At 48.2% G+C, this 22,318-nt stretch carries 15 protein-coding genes; 13 read left to right on the top strand and 2 right to left on the bottom strand.

Annotated features, from left to right (window positions below):
* Positions 1-64 precede the first annotated feature (64 nt).
* Positions 65-598 (top strand): DUF6586 family protein, encoded by a 534-nt coding sequence (locus ACNFVB_RS11770; protein ID WP_288996061.1) that lies wholly within the window; start codon positions 65-67, stop codon positions 596-598.
* Between the two features lie 257 nt (positions 599-855).
* Here the strand turns inward: ACNFVB_RS11770 and ACNFVB_RS11765 are convergent, their stop codons facing one another.
* The gene (locus ACNFVB_RS11765) at positions 856-3,474 is read right to left on the bottom strand and encodes a penicillin-binding protein 1A (RefSeq protein WP_430737620.1); all 2,619 of its coding nucleotides are present in this window, start codon (positions 3,472-3,474) and stop codon (positions 856-858) included.
* A gap of 194 nt (positions 3,475-3,668) precedes the next feature.
* Between ACNFVB_RS11765 and ACNFVB_RS11760 the strand changes: the two genes are divergently transcribed.
* From ACNFVB_RS11760 to ACNFVB_RS11710, 11 genes are all read left to right on the top strand, one after another.
* The gene (locus tag ACNFVB_RS11760) at positions 3,669-4,724 is read left to right on the top strand and encodes a pilus assembly protein PilM (RefSeq protein WP_100750080.1); all 1,056 of its coding nucleotides are present in this window, start codon (positions 3,669-3,671) and stop codon (positions 4,722-4,724) included.
* Entirely contained in the window at positions 4,724-5,374 is a 651-nt protein-coding gene (locus ACNFVB_RS11755; RefSeq protein WP_430737619.1) for a PilN domain-containing protein, read from the top strand. The genes ACNFVB_RS11760 and ACNFVB_RS11755 overlap by 1 nt, the downstream gene beginning before the upstream one ends.
* Positions 5,371-6,078 carry a type 4a pilus biogenesis protein PilO gene (locus ACNFVB_RS11750; RefSeq protein WP_198335261.1) on the top strand — a complete coding sequence of 236 codons (708 nt, stop codon included), beginning with the start codon at positions 5,371-5,373 and terminating at the stop codon, positions 6,076-6,078. Before ACNFVB_RS11755 ends, ACNFVB_RS11750 begins: the two co-directional genes overlap by 4 nt.
* Positions 6,075-6,608, top strand: coding sequence for a pilus assembly protein PilP (locus ACNFVB_RS11745; RefSeq protein WP_105244181.1), 534 nt, complete (start codon positions 6,075-6,077; stop codon positions 6,606-6,608). The genes ACNFVB_RS11750 and ACNFVB_RS11745 overlap by 4 nt, the downstream gene beginning before the upstream one ends.
* 27 nt (positions 6,609-6,635) lie before the next feature.
* Positions 6,636-8,993 carry a type IV pilus secretin PilQ gene (pilQ, locus tag ACNFVB_RS11740; RefSeq protein ID WP_430737618.1) on the top strand — a complete coding sequence of 786 codons (2,358 nt, stop codon included), beginning with the start codon at positions 6,636-6,638 and terminating at the stop codon, positions 8,991-8,993.
* Positions 8,994-9,151: 158 nt separating this feature from the next.
* Positions 9,152-9,709, top strand: coding sequence for a shikimate kinase AroK (aroK, locus tag ACNFVB_RS11735; protein WP_430737617.1), 558 nt, complete (start codon positions 9,152-9,154; stop codon positions 9,707-9,709).
* A 61-nt stretch (positions 9,710-9,770) separates the two neighbouring features.
* Positions 9,771-10,877, top strand: a complete 1,107-nt coding sequence (aroB, locus tag ACNFVB_RS11730) for a 3-dehydroquinate synthase (RefSeq protein ID WP_430737616.1) — start codon at positions 9,771-9,773, stop codon at positions 10,875-10,877.
* Between the two features lie 130 nt (positions 10,878-11,007).
* Positions 11,008-12,144, top strand: a complete 1,137-nt coding sequence (locus ACNFVB_RS11725) for a hypothetical protein (protein WP_430737615.1) — start codon at positions 11,008-11,010, stop codon at positions 12,142-12,144.
* Positions 12,145-13,059: 915 nt separating this feature from the next.
* Positions 13,060-17,523, top strand: a complete 4,464-nt coding sequence (gene gltB / locus ACNFVB_RS11720) for a glutamate synthase large subunit (protein WP_430737614.1) — start codon at positions 13,060-13,062, stop codon at positions 17,521-17,523.
* 144 nt (positions 17,524-17,667) lie between these two features.
* Entirely contained in the window at positions 17,668-19,089 is a 1,422-nt protein-coding gene (locus ACNFVB_RS11715) for an FAD-dependent oxidoreductase (protein WP_201584034.1), read from the top strand.
* 205 nt (positions 19,090-19,294) lie between these two features.
* Positions 19,295-20,506: an FUSC family protein gene (locus tag ACNFVB_RS11710; RefSeq protein WP_274632106.1), complete on the top strand. Its 1,212-nt coding sequence runs from the start codon at positions 19,295-19,297 to the stop codon at positions 20,504-20,506.
* A gap of 73 nt (positions 20,507-20,579) precedes the next feature.
* On the opposite strand, the gene ACNFVB_RS11705 is transcribed toward ACNFVB_RS11710, so the two are convergent.
* A complete protein-coding gene (locus tag ACNFVB_RS11705) occupies positions 20,580-21,740 on the bottom strand; it encodes an ABC transporter substrate-binding protein (RefSeq protein ID WP_430737613.1) in 1,161 nt (386 codons plus the stop codon).
* A 265-nt stretch (positions 21,741-22,005) separates the two neighbouring features.
* Between ACNFVB_RS11705 and ACNFVB_RS11700 the strand changes: the two genes are divergently transcribed.
* Positions 22,006-22,269 (top strand): hypothetical protein, encoded by a 264-nt coding sequence (locus ACNFVB_RS11700; RefSeq protein WP_075100341.1) that lies wholly within the window; start codon positions 22,006-22,008, stop codon positions 22,267-22,269.
* Positions 22,270-22,318: the final 49 nt, after the last annotated feature.

Genomic DNA, 22,318 nt, shown 5'->3' with positions numbered 1-22,318 from the left:
TCCAAAAAAATAGTACACTGGGAAATAAGCCCTCACTTATATCTTATAGAAGGATAAATCGCCAATGGCTGGTAAAACCCGTGTTGCCAAGTATCAAGCAGACCGCACCAATCAAAAGCTGTATTTTTGTCGTCTTGCCTGCCAAGCGGCGGACAGTAGTAGTGATAAGCAGCTATATCAGGCTCATTGTGAAACCGCTATTTTTCATTTATATGGTGCGTTGTTGGCTTTTACTCAGGAGCTTGGACATTTTTATGGTTTAAACATGACAGCGCCGACATTGTGCGACATCGAGCAAGCACTAAGTGCGCGCACGCAGGTATCGCCTGAAGTTCAGCGTTTACAACAGTTACAGCAGCAGGGCTTTGTGGCCAACATAGAGCGCGCGTATCAGCGTAGCTTGTATGCGGTACCGCCAGATACAGTGATTGATGAGACGCTAAGTGCGAGTAGAGATACGGCAAAAGCGACTGATCTTATTGTCAACGTTGTGACGTTATCGAATCAGTGGCTGCCAGATGAAGCCACCATCCGCGAGTGGCGTCAGCAGCTCTTAGAGCTGATAGATCAGCTGCGTGCGGGTATGGTTGAGTTTTAACCACCCTAATCCATACTGTTGTTTAACGGCTTTTTAGCCTTACCTTACATGACAGCATCAAGAAAAAAGCGTGTTTGATCATGGTCAAACACGCTTTTATATAAAGTATAGCCAGTTCAAAATAAAGTCGATAGTCTCAAATTAACGTGCAACTGGTATAAGTTTCTCTTGCTTGCTGTGTTTACGCTGACAGATGCTGCGCAAAACTCATACCAGCTGCACTGTATCGGTTTTAAAGTGAATTAACCATACTAGGGCTACTCAGGCATGGCTGGCATACGCTCCACCGGGGTTACCGATAGCGGATTTTGCGGTACGCTATCATAACGCGTCGTTAGTGCTGAGCCCTCGTCTTCGACCGGCTCAGGTGCTGGCGGCTTGCGCTGCTGGGTGCTGGTTTTGACAGGTTTTTCTGATACAGTGTCGGTAGACGTATTGTCGTCTTCATCGCTAGTAACGATACCATCATCCGTCATTTCTATGATTTTTTGTTTTTGTTTTTTGGATTTTGAGCGATTATTGATAGAGACCCATTGGTAAGGGGTGTCTTTGAGCTGGGCTTTCATAAAGTCAATCCATACTGGTAGCGCTGCCACGCCGCCGTATTCGCGCCGACCCATGGTCGATGGTTGGTCAAAGCCCATCCAGACGACGGTTGCGTTACTGGGATGAAACCCTGCAAACCAAGCGTCTTTTGCTTCGTTGGTGGTACCAGTTTTACCACCGATATCATCACGTCCCAGTGCTTTTGCTCTTCTTGCCGTGCCATGCTGTACAACATCACGTAATATGTCTGCCATCTCAAAGGCCACTCTAGGCTTTAAGATACGCGGTGCTTGTTTGGCCATCACGTACTGTACTGCAGGCGCTTTTAGGCGATCTGATTGCGGACTGGCATCATAGATACGGCTTTGATCGCTCTGTGTACCTGCTTCGGTATCACGGTCTTTTGAGTCTGCTGCTGCATCTACAGTTGCCGCTTGTTCGAGCGCGTTATCATAGTCTTCTAGCAGTTTTTTGTTGACGCGTTCTAGTTGCTCATTAAAACATGAGGCGCAGGCTTGCTGCGGGTTGGCCTGAAAAAGCAGATTGTTATTGTAGTTATAAATTTGCTCAATAAAATAAGGCTGTATGCGGTGACCGCCATTGGCAAAGGTTGCATAAGCGGTAGCCATCTGTAGCGGTGTCGCTTGCCCTGTACCCAATGCCAACGATAGGGTAGTTGGCAGCTTTTCTTTATCGAGACCAAACTCGTCTAATAATGTACGAGTATCAGAGATACCGATGGCCTGTAACAGACGAATAGAGACAAGGTTGCGCGATAGATACAAACCGCGACGTAAGGTGATGTCTCCTAAAAAACGCCCGTCAGAGTTTTTGGGTTTCCAGTCTCCAACTTGGATAGGGCGGTCTGAGACGATACTGTCAGGGCGGTAGCCCTTTTCTAGGGCTGCGGTATAGACTAGAGGCTTGATGGTAGAGCCAGGTTGCCGCCAGCCTTGCAGCGCTCGGTTAAACTTGCTGTGATTAAAATCAAAACCACCGACCAAAGCATTGAGCGCGCCTGTTTCTGGGTTTAATGAAACCAGACTGCCTTGTATGTCAGGAATTTGAGCCAGCTGCCAGCGGTTGCTCGCTGTCGGAATCAGGCGCACAATATCGTTTTTACTGACGACTTGACTGGCATTACTTGGATAATAACCGATACGATCGGCAGAGATGTATTTGCGCGCCCAGCTCATCCCAGACCAGTTAACCGTCACCGTCTCACCCGAGGGGATAGTGGCCTCAAAACTACGAGCATTTACTTTTGTCACTTTGGCAGGTGATAGGTTACTATACCGACGGAAGTTCTCTAATGGCTCATCATTCGCTTCAGCGCCGCGCCAGCCATGGCGATGCTCATAAGCGATGAGACCTTTGAGTACGGCGGCCTCTGCATCGGTTTGCGCTTTGCTATCGACGGTCAGACGTACGCGCCAGCCGCCATGCATGACTTGCTCGCCGTAGCGATTTACTAAGGTAGAGCGTGCCATCTCTGCCAAATAAGGCATATTAACATCGAGTTTTTCTTGATAGAGCTTGATGCCGATGGGGGAGTTGACTGCTTCATCATGCTGCGCTTGACTGATATAACCCAGCTCATGCATACGGCCAATGATCCAGTTGCGGCGGGTCAGGGCGCGTTCAGGATTGGCGACAGGATTGTACTTAGAAGGGGCTTTTGGCAGACCTGCCAGCATTGCCATCTCTGCAATGGTGAGGTTGTCTAGTGACTTACTATAGTATTTTTTGGCGGCCGCACGGATGCCGTAAGCGCCTTCACCCAAATAAATCTTATTGACATAAAGGGTCAAAATGTCGTTTTTACTGAGCTCGTCTTCTATTTTACGAGCTAAAAACAGCTCAGTTAGTTTACGATTTAAGGTACGCTCTGGGCTCAAAAAGTAGTTTTTGGCCACCTGCATGGTGATGGTTGAACCACCTGTTTGACTATCATCATCGGTCACCACTTCGGTGACCGCGCGACCTAGACCTTTAATGCTGATACCACTGTGCTGGAAAAAAGACGCATCTTCTGCGGCCAAAAAAGCATGAGTCAAATCTTCAGGGATTTCCTCAAAAGTGATCGGCAATGATAAACGATTGCCGTATTGACCGATGAGTTTGTCATCACTACTATATATCTGCAATGGCATTTCTAGTGTTGCGGTCTTTATCTCTTGCGTACTTGGCAGGGTAGGCGATAAATACATGGCCATGCCATAAAAGCCAATAGGAACTGCCATTGCCAAGATGACCGCCAAGGCTAAACAAGCAATAAATAGCCCTACCAAAAAGTGAATAATGTGAGCAGTAGCATTTTTTTTGGCCATAATAAGACTTATTAATTAATGATTTGCAACAGGTAGTGCATTATACCTTGAACGAAATAGGTAGGTCATAATAAATGTGTAAGTTAGCCTTAATATATAATTTAAATGCTTGAATCTATCTATTAAGTAAAGTATTGTATTCAATTATTACAAATAACTATCAGATTGTACACTTAATATAAGGTATAGAGTTTGTGAGGCTATTTACTTCCAAAAGTCGACATTTGATTGGAGTGGATATTTGTGCCACCTCAGTAAAGTTGGTTGACATACAGCGCCAACAAGGCATGTTCCACTTAAAATCTTATGGCATTGAAAGACTACCGGAAGGCGTAGTCGTCGATAAACTCATCGTGGATACTGAAGCCGTTGGCGATACGATTGCCAGTTTGGCCAGACGCTGTCAAGTGGCTAATGCCCATGCAGCGACAGCCGTATCAGGGTCAGCAGTGATTACCAAGATCATCGATATGGACATGGCACTCAGCGATGTCGAGCGCGAAGCGCAGATACGTCTCGATGCCGATCAATACGTGCCTTATCCTCTTGAAGACGTCAACCTGGATTTTGAAGTCTTAGGCCCTTCTTTGGTCAGTGACGATATGGTACAGGTGCTACTGGCGGCCTCACGCTCGGAGAATGTCGACCAACGCGTCGATGCCTTAACCTTCGGCGGCATGCAAACCAAGGTCATGGATATTGAGTCGCACGCCATTGAGCGTGCTTTTGGCTTGATGGTAGATAATTTACCAGGGCTACCAGAATTAGTCGCCTTGGTCGATATTGGTCACAATCAAACCACCTTATATGTCGCCAAAAATGGCGAATTTATCTATAGCCGCGAACAGCTATTTGGCGGTGCTCAGCTTACAGAGGCAATACAAAATCGCTATGGCTTATCGTCTGAGGAAGCGGCGCTGAGTAAGCGTGAGCGCACCTTGCCTGACGATTACTATCCTGAGATATTGACGCCGTTTATCGAAAACACCATTCAGCAAATCACTCGCTCTTTGCAGTTCTATTTTTCTTCGAGCCAATACAGCAATATCGATCACGTGGTCCTCGCGGGGGGCAGTAGCTCGATTCCCGGTCTGGCTGGAATGGCGCAACAAAAACTGGGTGTGACTGTCAGTATCGCCAATCCATTTACCAATATGACCATCGCGCCACATATCGATAATGAGCAACTGGCGATCGATGCCCCAAGCCTCATGGCCGCATGTGGTCTTGCGTTAAGGAGCTTTGACTAATGGCTCGTATTAACCTCTTACCCTGGCGCGCCGAAGAGCGCGAACGCCGCAACAAAGAGTTTATCACGCTTGTGGTAGCTGTGACACTACTAACGTTGTTGGCCGCATTTGCTACGTGGAGCTATTTTAACAATGAGCTTGAAGAGCAACTCGATGCCAATGCTTTGATTGAACAAGAAAACGCGCGCTTAGACACCGTGTTGAGCGAAATCGATAGCTTAGAGCAGCGCCGTGAAGATATTATCTCACGCATGCAAGTGATTCAAGACTTACAAGGTCGCCGCCCTGTTCCTGTACGTCTATGGGACGATTTGGCTAAAGCAATGCCGTCGGCACTTTATCTCAATAATCTCAAGCGCGAAGGGGATGTCATCACCTTGACCGGCCTGGCAGATAACCCAAATGTGGTGTCCAATCTGATTCGTAATCTCGATAGTAGTAAATGGATGGGTAACTCTGCTGTCAGCAATATTCAACAAAACATCAGTGCTTATCAGGCAGCGCCTGCGCTAAATAACACCATCAAGACAGGTGAGCAGACGCGCCCTGTTTATCCAGAAGACAGCTATGTACAGTTTGTGGTAACCACAAAGGTGCAGTCAGAGACGGCCACACCTGACAAGGGTGATGGGCTTGGAGGTGCGTTATGAAACTGAGCCGCAAAAAAAGCCTAATCAAAATCAAAAAAGCAGACCTAAAGCCAAAAAAGCAGTTTGACTTACAAGAGTTTCGTCGCAGTTTTGAGTCGTTAGACTCCGAAAACTATGGTAGCTGGCCATTGCCCGTCAAGGTAACGGTGATAGGGCTTATCATTGTTTTTATCGCCGCCTTATCATGGGCGCTGCCGATCAGTAGCAAAATCGATGAAATCAATGCCGCCGAAAGCCAGCAGCAAACCTTGCTTGATAGTTATCGTGAAAAAGAATCACGCGCCCGTCACTTAGAAGCGTATAAAGCGCAAGTGGTGCAGATGGAAGCTGAGTTTAACTCGTTACTTGATCAACTACCAAAAGACACACGGGTGTCAGAACTGGTAGAGGGCATCAACATGACTGGTGTGGGCAGTAATATTCGTTTTCAGGATATCTCGGTTGAGCCTGAAATTGAAAACGAGTTTTTTATTGAGCAGCCGATACGTATTGCCGCATTGGGTGAGTATCATCAGTTTGGCAGCTTTATCAGTGGACTGGCTGCTCTACCTCGTATCATCACGATGCATGATTTTGAGGTGAGTAACCCGCAGCCGAGCTTGGATGTATTGCCAGAGCTAAATCTGGTACTACAAACCAAAACCTATCGTTCAAAAGAAGCAAATCCTGAAGGTGATGCCGCTGCTGCAGGAGACAGTCAATGATGATAAATAAACTGCCCACGTTACTGGCGTTAAGTATGGTTGTGTTGTCGATGACGGGCTGTAGCGATCGCATAGGGATGGCACAGCAGTCGATGAATGACATACGCAACCAGCCAGCGCAGCCGATTGAGCCCCCACCTAAGGCGGAGCTGGTAGAAGATTTTGTATACAGCGCAAGCACGCAGCGCAGTCCGTTTTTGCCCCCAAGTTTGGTCAATGTACAAGGGCCGACGACGCCTATCGATGGTGTACGCCCTGATATTACCAGGGTCAAAGGGCCGCTTGAGCAGTACGAGCTATCACAGCTGGTCTTTCGCGGTGTCGTTGTTTCGCCTGAAGGTCAGCGATATGCGTTGGTACAACGTCCTGATGGCTCAGTTGCGAGTGTGAAAGTAGGTGATTATCTTGGATTGAATGACGGCCGTATTGTTGAAATCACGCCGACCCAGATTAACTTGATTGAAATTGTGCCAGACAGCCGCGCAGGGTTTATCGAAAAACCCCAGTCGCTGGTCTCTCCTATAAGCTAAGTCGGCAGATTTTTTGAGGAATAAATAATGACAGTACGCAACAACAAGGTAATGACGATGAGTAACCGCGTATCTTCTGCTTTTGCCGTTTCAGCATTGGCAGTCAGTATGGTAGCAGTGAGTAACCATGCCCAAGCTGCCCAGCGTATCAATAACGTCTCTGTGGTACAAACTGCGCCAGCTGTGACGCAAATGCGCTTGAGCTTTGCTGGTGCGCCAGCATTGCCTGCAGCCTATCAGCTAGATGATCCAAGCCGTTTGGTACTAGATTTTGAACAAGTGCAAAATGGGCTGGCTAGCCGATTTAACGAATACAACATCGGTATGGTCAATGATGTCACGACACTAAGCAGCGACAGCACCACGCGTCTCATTGTGGGTCTCAAGCAAGCAGGCAATTATACCACAGCGGTCGATGGTAATGATTTGCTGCTGACCATCACTGACCCTAGCCGCCCCGTCGTTAATCAAGTAATCACCAATGATCCTGTGCAAGATGTGCTGAATAACAGTAGTGGCATGACAACCACAGCAGTTGTCACCCCCATTGTAGAAACCAGTAGCGTTCCTGTTGCGGCCGTCAATAGCACCAATACTACGGTGGTCAAAAACCAAGTGCCCGCAGATACGATGGTGGTTCGGGTCAATCCGCTATTGGATCCACAGCTTGCCGCCTCACAAGTGAGTAAGCAATATAGCTATGAAGGCCTAACCGCCGTCAATTTTGCTGCAGGTAGCGATGGTGGTGGTAATATCAGTATCGCTTTGGCCAATGAAGCCATTCCAGTAGATGTACAACGTCAAGGCAATAAGCTGGTCGTCCGTTTGACAGGCAGTACGGTGCCTAGAAACTTGCTGCGCCGTCTAAATATCAATAGCGGTCTGGTCAGTAGTATTGATACCAAAAATCAAGGTCAAAATGGTGTCGTCACCATCAATATGAACGACGACTATGAGTATCAAGCGTACCAGTCAGGCAATCAGCTAAATATCAGCATCAGTAAGCCTGAGCTACTGCGTGAGCCGACGCTCGAAGAAAGGGTCTATAGCGGTGAGCCACTGTCTATGGAATTCCAAGATGTCGAGATCCGCAGCGTTTTAGATATTTTGGCGCAGTTTACCGAGATGAATATCGTGGCAAGTGATTCGGTTGCAGGTAACATCACGTTGCGCCTGATCAACGTGCCTTGGGATCAAGCGCTTGATATTATTTTAAAGAGTAAAAATCTGGGCAAACGTGAAAACGGCAATGTGATTTTGGTCGCGCCAGCGACAGAGCTTGCAGAGCAAGAAGCACGTGAGCTTGAAGCGCAGCAAGCGGTTGAATCTTTTGCACCGTTACGTACAGAGTACATCCGCTTAAGCTATGCTAAAGCGCAAGATGTTCTGACATTGATTTCTCAAGGCAGCGGCTCTTCTGGTGGTAGCTCAAACCGTGCCGACGACAATAACTCTTTGTTGTCAAATCGCGGCACCGTCACAGTGGATGAGCGTACCAATACCTTGATTGTCAAAGATGTGGCAGACAGCATTGAAAACATTCATAAACTGATCAGCAAAATCGATATTCCGGTGCGTCAGGTGATGATCGAGGCGCGTATTGTCAGTGCGACCGACAGCTTTAGTAAAGAGATCGGTGTTCGTTGGGGTATCTTGTCAAATGGTGCGGCCAATAACCGTAACTTATTGGTGGGTGGCAGTAACCAGACATTGTGGGATTTAAAAGACTTTGATGTAGAAACCACCACCGTCAACGGCCAGACGGTCTCGTATCCCTCTTATGACATCACGCGCCCTGATAACCTAAACGTCGATTTGGGTGTGGCCAACCCAGCGGGTAGTATTGCCTTTGGTTTGCTCAGTATGTCAGATGTGATGCTCGACCTTGAGCTATCAGCGCTGCAAGCGGACAATCGCGGTGAAGTCATCTCGACGCCGAAGATTTTGACCGCGGATAAACAAACCGCAAAGGTGTCATCTGGGACTCAGATTCCGTATCAAGAGGCCTCAGCCAGTGGCGCGACCACCACCAGCTTTAAAGAAGCGGCGCTGAGCTTGGAGGCCACGCCAAACATCACCCCTGATGGTAAAATTGGCCTACAACTCCTCATCACCAATGGCACACCGACCATCATCAACAATCAGGTCGCCATCGCTGAAGACTCAATCTCAACCAACGTTATCATCGAAGATGGCCAAACCGTGGTCTTAGGTGGCGTGTTCAAAAACCGTACCAGTAACGGCGTGGATAAAGTGCCTTTCTTAGGAGATTTGCCGTATATTGGCCGCGCCTTCCGCAAAGATGTGCGTAGTAATGCCAAAGAAGAGCTATTAATCTTTGTCACACCAAAACTCATCAATGATGGTACCAGCCGCTTGAATTAATCACAGGTTGACCTACTTTAAAAAAGCGAGCCTGAGTGCTTGCTTTTTTTATGAGTCAGCCGAAAGATGGATGAGGTTTTGCGGACAATTATCGCGGCTCGTTACTAGCCAGAATATCAATGACGTTGTATCATAGCTAATTTAGCTGAGTAAGTACTATGGTGGAGGAATTGCCGTCGGTGTTTTTAGTGGGGCCGATGGGAGCAGGGAAAACGACAATCGGTAAACTGCTGGCTAAGCAGCTAGGACGTGAGTTTTTGGATAGTGACTGGTATATCGAGTCGCAAACAGGTGCCGATATTGCGTGGATCTTTGCCAAAGAAGGTGAAGCAGGCTTTCGCGAGCGTGAGACACGCGCCATCGATGAGTTGACCCAAAAACCGCAAATTGTATTGGCAACTGGTGGCGGTGCGGTCATGTCTGCCGAAAATCGCGCATTTTTGCACCAGCGTGGCATCGTCGTGTATCTCAATGCCCCCGTTGATGTGCAAATGGCGCGTACGGCAAAAGACAAGTCGCGACCATTGCTACAGCAGCCCAACCCCAAGCAGATATTGCAGGATCTCTACAGCATCCGTGATCCGCTATATCGTCAAGTGGCGCATATCATCATGCCAACTGGCCATACTTATCCGCGTTATATGGTCAATCAACTCTTGCAGCAGCTGGCATCGTTTGATATGTCTACCATTACCGCCCCCAATAACCGAAGCTAACTGTATGGATGACGGACAGTCGACTGCTCATCGCTTATGACCACTATTTAAGGAGTACTTCATGGCCATGCCACAGTTTTTTGAGGGTTTAACCGTTCAGACACAAAGCCATGATTATCCCATTATTATCACTGAAGATGCGGCCAAAAATGGCAGTATGGCGCAGCAAGTGGCGCCTTATATCACGGGCCGTCAGGTTTTAATCGTCACCAATGAGACGGTTGCGCCTTTATACCTATCTGCATTTGAACAAGCGCTGGCCGCGCACTTTGCTGTGAGAGTCTGCGTGCTGCCAGATGGTGAGCAGTATAAAAATCAAGACAGCATCAATCAGATTTATAATGCACTGATGGATGCCCATTTCAACCGTGACGTGACGCTCATCGCCCTAGGTGGCGGCGTCATTGGCGATATGACAGGCTTTGCGGCGGCAAGTTTTATGCGCGGCGTGAACTTTATCCAGATACCAACGACATTGCTGTCACAAGTAGACTCTAGTGTCGGCGGCAAAACAGGCATCAATCATGCACAAGGCAAAAACATGATTGGTGCTTTTTGGCAACCGCAAATGGTATTGGCTGATATGAGTACACTCAAAACCTTGCCCGCTCGTGAGCTCTCAGCAGGGCTGGCAGAGATCATCAAGTATGCTCTTATCATGGATGTCGGTTTTTTGCAGTGGCTGGAGAGCAATCTGCCTGCCATGATGGCGCTGGATTTGGCCGTGCTTGGTGAAGCGGTAAAACGCTGCTGTCAATATAAAGCCGATATCGTGGCCCAAGACGAGCGCGAGTCAGGTGTGCGTGCCTTGCTTAATTTTGGCCATACTTTTGGTCATGTGATCGAGACGCATCAAGGCTACGGCAATTGGCTACACGGCGAGGCTGTGGCGGCAGGTATGGTACAGGCCGCCGAGCTTTCACAAAAAATGGGCTGGCTAAGTAATGAGGAGGTGGCGCGTGTTAAGCATGTGTTGACCTTGGCAAACCTGCCCATCTATCCGCCTGCGATCGCGGTGGACACTGCGCTTGATCTGATGGGCCATGATAAAAAAGTGAAACACGGACAAATCCGCCTGATTTTGTTAAAATCACTGGGTGAGGCGGTATTGACCAATGACTTTGATGCCACGCTATTAACCGACGTGCTGGCCGCACACAGTACGTAAGATACTGATTTTACAATCATAAGCGTTTGGTGAAGACAATGTGCGTTTAGCGCCTAACGCGACCGCTGGCATTTATTTCAACGAGTCTTTATGTTGCATTCTTAACCCTATTTTCACCAAGGATACTCTCATGGCAGCACCAAGATCGACGACGCGTAGCGCAAGCCAAGCATATCGCCGCCAAGCATTGATTTGGCTGGTAGCGACGTTGCTACTTGGCGTGGTTACCGCTTTGGTTTGGATGTTTAGTCAGACCCCAGCGATGGGTGCCAAAATCGAAAACGCACCGATAACCACGCCGCAGCCGCTTAGTGCTGAGCTTGAGCAGCCGCTCACCATAGAATCCTTGCATGAGCTGGATACGGATGTGCAGCCGCTCAGCTTTGATGCGACCATTCGCGATTTGCGCAGCTATCCTGATGAGTTCAAAGACAAGCGCTATTTGCTAGCAAACAAGGGCAAATGGACAGTGCAGGTGATGAATGTCGCCGAAAACGACGTCATCGTCAGCTATCTAGAAAGCCGTGATGATCGCAAAAAGTTTGCGTATTTTCGCTATTTAGATGACGAAAACCAAGCGCGTTATATGCTAACTTATGGACTGATGAGCAGTCCGCAAGAAGCGGTTGGCGCCTCAAAACTGGTGGACTTTAAATTACCGGCTGATGTCCGCGTGTTGCCAGAAGAAATCAATCGCTATATCGGTATCATCGATAATTATGAGCGCCCCGGTCCCATAAAAGATTTGAGCAATAGGCGAACGCGCGCGGTTGATTTGCGCCCGACCAAGCGCGAAGTACCAGTGCGTCAACCTGCCGATGACAGCAACGACGTCGATGAAACACGGCGCGCACCGAGTAGCAGTGAGACCAGTATTCGCCAGTCTATCGATACCTCTGAGACCTTATCTGTCACTGAGGAGCGTATAATAGGCGGTGAAGAGCAGTCGTCTGTGACCGCAGGCAACGAAGAGTCGAGCAACAAACCTGCGGACAATCAAAAACCGGTAGCGGCAGGCGGTGATAGTAGCAATAAGAAGCCACCAGTCGTGCCAACGCCGAAGCCGCCAAGTAGTAGCAGTGGGGCAAATGCGGGCGCAAACAATGCGGCAAATAGCGGTGTCAATAACGCCAGCAATAAAAGCACCAACCAAGGTGTAGCTAAAAACAATAACGCTGCCAAAAATGACAATGCTACAAAAACTGACAATGCGACCAAAAATAACGGCGACAGTATTAAAGAGCTGATTGAAGAAAAAAGCAATTAAGTTGCGTCTGATGATTTGATCAGAGTCATAGCCGTAGCGATAGTAATAGAGCCCATTAGCAAAGATGCTGGTGGGTTTTTTTTGGCAGGTGTTTTGTGTATCAAGTGACCGTTGTTATTTTCTCCAGTTACCGCTTTTGCTTTGATGTTCTACTATCTTAGTTGCATGAACCATGGATTAAATGATGGCTGAAACCTGCCTTTATATGCGTTTTTATCTGCTGTTTTTCGTCGTTGTATAACCATTAGTAATACGTTCTCTTACAAAATATGGGTGATGAATCGATAGAAAAGACTAGATTTTTTGCCAATCATTAACTAATATAACGGTGGGCGACGTTCTGTATAGTTATCGTAAATAACTATTTATTGAGCATTCGGTGAGTGCTTGCATCAAATTTACAAGACGCTTTGCTACTGTTTGTTGTCCCAAGCGCCGCCATTTTTATTTGCATTTATACGCTAATAAATGGCGCAGCCTCCCTTACGGTCGCTCTTGTTAGAGTGAATAAAGCGCTTAAATACAGAGCGTCAAATATTCAATATAAATCATCGCACCGTTACACTACCTAGCCAATATAATCATAGCGTTCGGTAATACACGGTGACAAGCGATACTCCAGTTAACAATAGCATGTGATTGAGAACTGAGTAACTGGCAGATAAAACGATTTTTATCTGATTGCCAAGATCTATTACTTACTGTCTATTCATACATTAATTATCTGTTCAGACATCATTAATGACTAGGAGGGTCAAGGTGCTAACCTGATTCTCAGAGTATGATGAATAAGAACGTCACATCAATTATTAATTCGGATATACGAATATTAATTATTAGCCCGTTCTGCCTACGGATAGCCGTTTATGCTCCGCATTGGATGATAAGCGACCCGTTCACTTAAAAGGACTAGCCATGTCAATGATTTCCTCCCATACGCATTTGGCCACGCCAGATGATTTCTCTGATAACTGTGGTTTTGGTTTGATCGCTCACATTGAGGGTGAGGCCAGCCATGATTTGGTAAAAACAGCCATTCATAGCTTAAGCTGTATGACGCACCGTGGCGGTGTTGCTGCTGATGGTAAGACGGGCGACGGCTGTGGTCTATTGTTGGCAACGCCGACCAAGTTTTTTCAAAAAATTGCCGCCGAGCTGCAGTTTGATATTACTGATAACTTTGCGGTGGGCATGGTCTTTGTCAATCTCGACGCTGCTAAAGCAAAACACAGCCAGCAAATACTCTCTGAAGAGATTACTGCACAAGGTTTGGATGTGGCGGGCTGGCGTAATGTGCCACTTGATTTGACGATTGTCGGTGACATAGGCCGTGAGACATTGCCTGATTTTAAGCAAGTGTTTGTCAATGCGCCTGATGATTTATCAGCAGATGATTTTAATCGTAAGCTGTTTGTCGCGCGCAAGAAAGCCGAGCAACGTTTGGCAGACGATGAGTTGTTTTATGTGTGCTCGTTGAGCGCTCAGACGATTATCTATAAAGGGTTGGTGATGCCGTCTGACTTGCCAGCGTTCTTTTTGGATTTGCAAGATGAGCGCCTGGCCTCACATATTGTGGTATTCCACCAGCGTTTTTCTACCAATACCTTACCGCGCTGGCCGCTTGCGCAGCCGTTTCGCTATCTGGCGCACAATGGTGAGCTAAATACCATCACGGGCAACCGTAACTGGTCGGAGGCACGCACCCCAAAACTCAAATCGGACAAACTGCCCAACCTAAATGAGCTGACGCCACTGGTCAATCGTACAGGCTCGGATTCTTCGAGTTTGGATAATATGCTTGAGGTGCTGATGTCTGGCGGCATGAGTCTGTTTCATGCCATGTCGATACTTGTGCCACCTGCTTGGCAAAATGTCGATAGCATGGACATGGATTTGCGCGCGTTTTATGAGTTTTATTCGCAGCATATGGAAGCATGGGATGGGCCAGCGGGTCTGGTGATTCAAGATGGCCGTTATGCCGTCTGTATGCTCGATAGAAACGGTCTGCGTCCATCGCGCTGGGTGACGACGAAGAATGGCTACATTACGGTCGCCTCTGAGGTGGGTGTTTGGGATTATGCACCAAAAGATGTACTGGCAAAAGGCCGCGTCGGTCCCGGTCAAATGCTGGTCATCGATACCATGACTGGTCAGATTTTAGATACCAAAGCCATAGCGACCCTACTAAAAAAAGCGCACCCGTATCGCAAATGGCTGCGCGAAGAAGCGACCCGTATCCGTGATGATGAGCGCCTAGAAGAGCAGCTGGCGGCGCAGGCCTGCCGCGGCGAGCCACTCAAGGCCCTACAAAAGATGTATCACATCACCAATGAAGAGCGCACCGAAATCATCCGTCCTAATGCCGAAAATGGTCAAGAGCCAGTGGGCTCGATGGGCGATGACACACCAATGGCAGTGCTGTCGCAGCAAATTCGTCATGTCGGCGATTTTTTTCGTCAGCAGTTCGCGCAGGTGACCAACCCACCGATTGATCCATTACGTGAGTCAATCGTGATGTCACTACAGACGTGTCTCGGCGCTGAAACCAATGTGTTTGCACCATCTGCGCGCGATGCACACCGTATTATTTTATCCTCACCAGTATTGTCAGCCAGCAAAATGAAGCAGCTTGAGCGCTTAGACGACCCAGCGTTTCAGATGGCGCGTATTGATTTAAATTATGATCGCACCCTTGAGCTGTCAGAAGCCATCATTGCTATCTGTGAGCAAGTGGCAAGCAGTATTCGCGCCGGCCATACGCTGATTGTATTGTCTGACAAAAACATCGTCGCCGACAAAGTCCCTGCCAATGCCATCATGGTGACAGGGGCAGTGCATCATTATCTGATCGCCCAAGGTATCCGCACCGATGCCAATCTCATCATCGAGACGGGGCTGGCGCGTGACTCGCATCAGGTGGCGGTATTAATTGGCTTTGGCGCCACCTGCGTCTATCCATATTTGGCTTATGATGTCATCGATGATTTGGTGGCAAGTGGTGAGCTGCTTGGCGATCCGATTCAGGCGCGGGTCAATTTCCGTAAAGGCTTGGATAAAGGTTTGCTAAAAATCTTATCAAAAATGGGTATCTCAACCATCGTCTCTTATCGCGGTGCACAATTATTTGAAGCGGTTGGTCTCTCAGAAGAAGTGGTAAACCTATGCTTTAAAGGTGTGCAAAGCCGTATCAAAGGCGCCACCTTTGCCGATCTGGCAGCAGATCAGGCCATACTCGCGGCCAACGCCTTTAAGCGCCGTGCGCCCCTTGATCAAGGTGGTTTGCTCAAGTTTGTCTTTAACAAAGAGTATCACGCCTTTAATCCTGATGTGATTAACAGCCTGCATACCGCTGTACGGACAGGCGATTATGACAATTATCGTCATTATGCCGACCTGGTTAATAGTCGCCCTGTAGCAACCTTGCGGGATTTGTTGCAACTAAAGACAGATAACTCAATTGACGTGAATGAGGTCGAAGACATCTCGGCTATCTTGACACGCTTTGATTCGGCGGGCATGTCGCTTGGCGCTCTATCACCAGAAGCACATGAAGCGATCGCCATGGCGATGAATACCATCGGTGGCCGCTCAAACTCAGGAGAGGGCGGCGAAGATCCGGTACGCTATGGCACGCTGCGCAATTCAAAAATCAAACAAGTGGCTTCTGGTCGTTTTGGTGTCACGCCTGCGTACTTGCGCTCAGCAGAAGTCATGCAGATCAAGGTCGCTCAGGGTGCAAAACCAGGGGAGGGTGGACAGCTGCCAGGTGGTAAGGTCAATTCGCTGATCGCGCGCCTGCGTTACTCTGTACCAGGGGTGACACTCATCTCACCGCCGCCGCATCATGATATTTATTCTATCGAAGACTTGGCGCAGCTGATTTTTGACTTAAAACAAGTCAATCCCGATGCCTTGGTCTCGGTGAAGCTGGTCTCACGTCCAGGCGTTGGCACCATCGCGACAGGCGTGGCCAAGGCCTATGCCGACTTAATCACCATCTCAGGCTATGATGGCGGTACGGCAGCGTCACCACTGTCTTCTATCCATCATGCAGGCTCGCCGTGGGAGCTGGGCTTGGCAGAGACGCATCAGTCGCTACGCGTCAATGGCCTGCGCGATAAAGTGCGGGTACAAACGGACGGCGGACTCAAGACAGGCCTTGATGTGGTAAAAGCCGCTATCCTTGGTGCAGAAAGCTTTGGTTTTGGTACCACGCCGATGATTGCGGTGGGCTGTAAATACTTGCGTATCTGCCATCTAAACAACTGCCCGACAGGTGTTGCTACCCAAAAAGCCAAGTTGCGTGACGAGCACTTCATCGGTGAAGCGGAGATGCTCATTAACTTCTTTAAGTTTGTGGCGACGGAAACACGTGAATGGCTTGCCGCCCTTGGCGTACGTAGTATGGAAGAGCTGGTCGGACGTACTGACTTGCTCGAGGTGTTAGAAGGCAATACTGCAAAGCAGCGTCACCTCGACTTAACGCCACTCTTGTTTAGTCATCCAGCCAGCGTTGGCAACGCGCAAACGTGTCAGGTAGAGCGTAATGAGCCATTTGATAAGGGCTTGCTCGCTGAGCAGATGGTCAGTGATATGCTCCTTAATATTCGTCAAGGTACAGGCGGCGATTATAGCTATGCAATCGGCAACTGCGATCGCTCAATCGGCGCGCGTATCTCCGGTGAGATCGCTCAAGTCTGGGGCAATCTTGGTATGAGTGATATGCCAATCAAGCTGCATCTAACGGGCACAGCAGGGCAGAGCTTGGGTGTGTGGAATGCAGGCGGCCTAAATATCGAGCTAGAAGGCGATGCCAATGACTATGTCGGTAAAGGTATGGCTGGTGGCGAGATCGTTATCTATCCGCCAAAGGGTGCTAGTTTTAGTACCCAAGAGACCGCCATTATCGGTAATACTTGCCTTTATGGTGCGACAGGCGGTAAGTTATATGCGGCAGGCACCGCAGGCGAGCGCTTTGGCGTACGTAACTCAGGGGCGCACGCGGTGATAGAGGGCACAGGCGATCACTGCTGTGAATATATGACTGGCGGCGTGGTGACCATCCTTGGACGGACAGGGCTGAATTTTGGCGCAGGGATGACCGGTGGCTTTGCTTACGTGCTCGACATGGATGGCGACTTTTTTGATCGCTGCAATCACGAGCTGATTGATTTAAACCGTATCTCCAGCGAGCAAACCGAAGAGCACCGCATTTATTTGCAGCAAGTGTTAGAAAACCACGTAGATAAAACAGGCAGCGCTTGGGGCCAGACGATATTGGCTGACTTTGAGCACTATGTGCGCAAATTTTACTTGGTCAAGCCCAAAGCGGCGAATATTGCCAGTCTCCTAAAAACCACCATGGCTGATCCACAGTAGTCGGGTATAGGGTATAAGAGACGTTTTAATACATTGGTTTTTTCGCAGGTCGGTGCCCGCAGTGACATATATCAGATGGACTGACAGTGTGTCGCAGCGGCTCCCCACCCACGATAAAAGCCACCTAGAGAAGAGACAGTTATCATGGCAAAACGCTTAGAAAATAGTTTTCAGTTTTTAGATGTACCACGGTTTGATCCTGCCAAAAAAGACATTGCCACCCGCTCGACAGAGTTTGTTGAGATTTATAAGCCGTTTGAGAGCGAGGCGGTGGCGCAGCAAGCCCATCGTTGTCTTGAGTGCGGCAACCCTTATTGTGAGTGGAAATGCCCAGTTCACAATTACATCCCTAATTGGCTAAAGCTGGCTACCGAAGGCCAAATCTTTCAGGCAGCAGAGCTGTGTCATCGTACCAATACTTTGCCTGAAGTATGCGGCCGCGTTTGCCCTCAAGACCGCTTGTGCGAAGGCGCTTGTACGCTAAACGATGGTTTTGGCGCGGTGACCATCGGTAATGTCGAAAAATATATCAACGATACTGCTTTTGCCTTAGGCTGGCGACCTGATATGTCGGATGTGGTTTGGACAGACAAAAAAGTTGCCATCATTGGGGCTGGGCCGGCAGGTCTTGGCTGCGCTGATATCTTGGTAAGAAATGGCGTCAAGCCTGTGGTTTTTGACAAGCGTCCTGAGATTGGCGGCCTACTGACCTTTGGTATCCCAGAGTTTAAGATGGAAAAAGACGTCATGCGCAATCGCCGCGTGATTTTTGAAGGCATGGGTATTGAGTTTCGCCTTGAGACCGAAATCGGTACAGACGTCACTATCGATGAGCTGTTGAGCGAGTACGACGCGGTGTTTATGGGAATGGGCACTTATACCTATATGCGCGGCGGCTTTGTAGGCGAAGAGCTCGACGGCGTTTATGACGCTCTAGATTATCTGATTGCCAACGTCAATCGCTGTAATGATTGGGAAAAAGATGCTGAAGAGTACATCGACTTTAAAGGCAAAAGAGTCGTGGTACTGGGCGGTGGCGATACAGCGATGGACTGCAACCGTACCAGCATTCGCCAAGGCGCTGAGCAAGTCGTCTGTGCCTATCGCCGTGATGAAGAAAACATGCCAGGCTCACGCCGCGAGGTGGTTAATGCGCGCGAGGAAGGAGTGCAGTTTTTGTTCAACCGTCAGCCGACCGAAATCATCGGCCTAAATGGTAAGGTCAATGGCGTCAAGGTCGTCACCACACAACTGGGCGCGCCAGACAATCGTGGCCGCCGTCGTCCTGAGCCGATTCCAAATTCAGAAGAGATCATTGAGTGTGATGCGGTGATTATGGCCTTTGGTTTTCGTCCTAGCCCTGCCGACTGGTTTGAGAGTCAGCAAGTGAGTATGGATAGCTCGGGCCGCGTGCTAGCGCTCGAGCAGCAGACATTTAAATTTCAAACCAGCAATCCCAAAATCTTTGCAGGTGGCGATATGGTGCGCGGCTCTGATTTGGTCGTGACCGCCATCTGGGAAGGCCGTGAAGCGGCGGAAGGTATCTTAGACTTTTTAGAAGTATAATTACCTCGATTTAGCTTCCACGATTTATTAATGGTTTGTGATGTAAACGTCTTTTGTCTTTTATCAGACAAAAGGCGTTTTTTTTGAGTGATGCTTGGTAAATAAAAGCTCGACTGCTAGCATGTTTGTGCGTACCCTATATTCTTTATCGTTTACCTCATTTATCCACTAAAACTCGTTTATTCACTAAAAAGAGTAGCCTGGCGTGAAATCAACCTTTTACCAGCGTGTTACTGCTCCATTCATCGAGCCTTACATTCGTTATCAACGTGCAGATGTGTTACATGCTTGTCGTCTGGGAGTGGCTGTCATACTGGCACTATTAGTCAATAAAGTCACAAACCTGCCGCATGGTGAGTGGACCACCATTACGGTTTTTATTATTTTAGGGTTGTTACAGTATCAAGGCGCTATCTATACCAAAGCCAAAGAGCGTGTGCTGGGCACGCTACTAGGTATTGGCACAGCATTAGGGGTGTTGTGGTTCAATCAAAATGTAGGGGCATGGCTATGGATCGATTATGCACTTATCGGTATATTAAGCGGCATTATTGGCTATCTGGCCGTTCGTAAGCTTGGCTACACAGGGCTGCTGACGGGTATTACGATGTTAATGATTGTCTCCGATCTAGGCAATAGTAGTATTGGTCAAGACGGCATTTACCGTGCGCTCAATATCTTGCTAGGGACAGGCGTGGCGGTCGCAGTCACACTCATTTTGCCGCTAAAATCAACGCTGATGTGGCGATTTCTATTGAGTAGCAATCTTGATGCTTGTAGCAGCTTATATGCAAGCGTTGGCCATCATATTGATGCAGCGGACGGAGCGGCGGGCAACACGACCCATAAATCAAATCCAGTGGCTTTTTCAGTTGAAGAAATACCTGTTGATAGAGCGTTGGTCACCACATTACAACAGATCAATAAGCGCCTACTGGCCGTGCGTCCACATATCGCTGCGACCGCAAGTGAGTCAGGGATCGAAAAAGAGACGCTGGAGACCATTCAACGTACCCATCGCAATATCATTGGCACAATTGATTTGTTATTAAGTGCTGCACCGCGCTTGGCAAATATTGAAATCGATGAGGAGAACCATGTTTTGTTGGTTCATTATCAGCATGAGTTGACGCAAGCGATGCAGCATATGGCTGCGGTGCTACGTAGTCCCAGTGATGAAGTGTTTCGTCCCATTACGCGTATTGCCGTCTCAGAGTATCCAAGCGTACAGCGTTTAGCGTTTGAGTGGCAGGGATACTTTTGGTTGACCCAAACCTTGCAAACCCAGTTGCAACAGTTGAGCGACTTGTTACAAACGACTAAACCGCAGTGGTTTGCAGCCTCAGGTTTACGCTATCAGCGCCGCGAGCAACGACGCATCGAGGACAAAGGCGGCGAGACGGATTTGCATTTATAATATAAAAAACGCTGATCTTAGATCAGCGTTTTTACTTTTGGACTACTAGGATTAAGCGATTACGTCATGGCTATTAACGGCCTGTTTTTAGCTTATCCCAATACTGCTGATACATTTGCAAGGCTTCATCACCCACATCTTCTTGGAACTCTGCTTTTGCCAGTACTTCTTTAGAAGGGTAAATCGCCGGATTGTTGCGCACTGATTCGTCCATCATCTCGCGTGCGGCTAAGTTTGGCGACGCATAGCCAATCTCTTCACTGACGATTTTGGCGTTTTCGGGGCGAAGCAGGTAGTCGATAAACTTATGCGCGGCATCCACTTGCTTGGCATTTTTGGGAATGACAAAGTTATCCATCCACAGTATCGCACCCTCAGATGGATATTTATAAACCAAGCTGGTCAAGCCTTCATCATTGGCCATGACCGCTTCGCCATTCCACGTCATACCAAGCGTCGTCTCCCCTTCGATATAGGGCATACGCGTGGCATCTGAGTTAAAGGTTTTGACATTTGGCATCAACGTGGTGAGCTTGTCATAAGCGGCTTTTATTTCCTCAGGATTGCTGCTGTTGCCTGAGTAGCCGAGGGTTAGTAGTGCCATACCAAAGACTTCGCGCACGTCATTGGTGAGCATCACTTGACCTTTGTATTTCGGGTCCCACAGATCATTCCAACTATTGACGGTCGCAGGGTCGACGCTATCACCATTGATGGCAAGACCTGTACTGCCCCACATATAAGGAATCGAGTACTTATTGTCTGGATCGACCTTGGTATTGGTAAATGATGTATCAAGGTTGTTAAAGTTGCTTAATTTTGATTTATCGAGCTCTTGCAACAATCCTTCTTTGGCCATTTTTTCGACATAGTACGTCGATGGAATCGCCAAGTCGTATTGGCTAGAGTCATCGAGTAGCTTGAGCTTGGCGTACATCGCTTCGTTGGAGTCAAAAGTGGTGTAATTGACGGCGATACCGGTCTCTTCTTCAAAACCATCGAGAATCTCTTGAGGCATATACTCTGACCAGTTATACAGATTAAGCGTCTCATTGCTTGCGTCAGCACTGCCATCCGCTGCTGCATTGTCAGAGCTACTACAGCTGGCAAGTACCAAGCCGACTGCCATAGCAAGCAAGGCTTTTGGCGCAGTCTTTGTCACGGCCGTAGGCAATAGGCGACCGATGCCGGCCACAGAGCAGGCAGGCGCTTGGGATGATGATACGTGTGTCAAAATATCTCTCCTAAATAATAAAGTCAAATCAATAAAACGGCATAAAAACGGGCGTATACAAAGCACTAAACGCTGCATACGGTGATTGATACTATTATGACCATTAGTGTTACTGATTTAAAGGGTCGGCGCAAAGAGATTTTGACCGCGCCTACCGTCACCATAAAAAGTACAACAAAACAACTAAGGTGATGCTGTCGTTTCAGGGTATGTTACTGAGCAAGTCATTAAAAAACCAAATATATGTGTAATACTAGGAGAAAGCATGAATAACCGTAACCGTGCCGGCGTAATTGCTGCCATCATTGGTATCATCGTTTTTATGGCGATGTTTAACTCAGGCTCACCGACGCCTATCGTCAATTGGCCGGTAGAAACCTACATGGGGATGGCCTTTACCATTGGTTGGCTGAGCAGCGTGCCGAATTGGTTGGCTTATGTGCTGGCGGCGCTGGTGCTGATTTTACTGGTGATTGGGCTTTATAAAATAGGCGGCTGGATTTATGGTCTGCTAGCGCGCACGCGTTAATAACAGTACTGCTGCACCGCTGCAAAAGCGAGAGATTAGAGATATTCTA

This window comes from Psychrobacter sp. VH5, assembly GCF_050572635.1.
Lineage (GTDB): Bacteria > Pseudomonadota > Gammaproteobacteria > Pseudomonadales > Moraxellaceae > Psychrobacter > Psychrobacter celer.
This window is presented reverse-complemented; position numbering and strand designations above follow the sequence as displayed.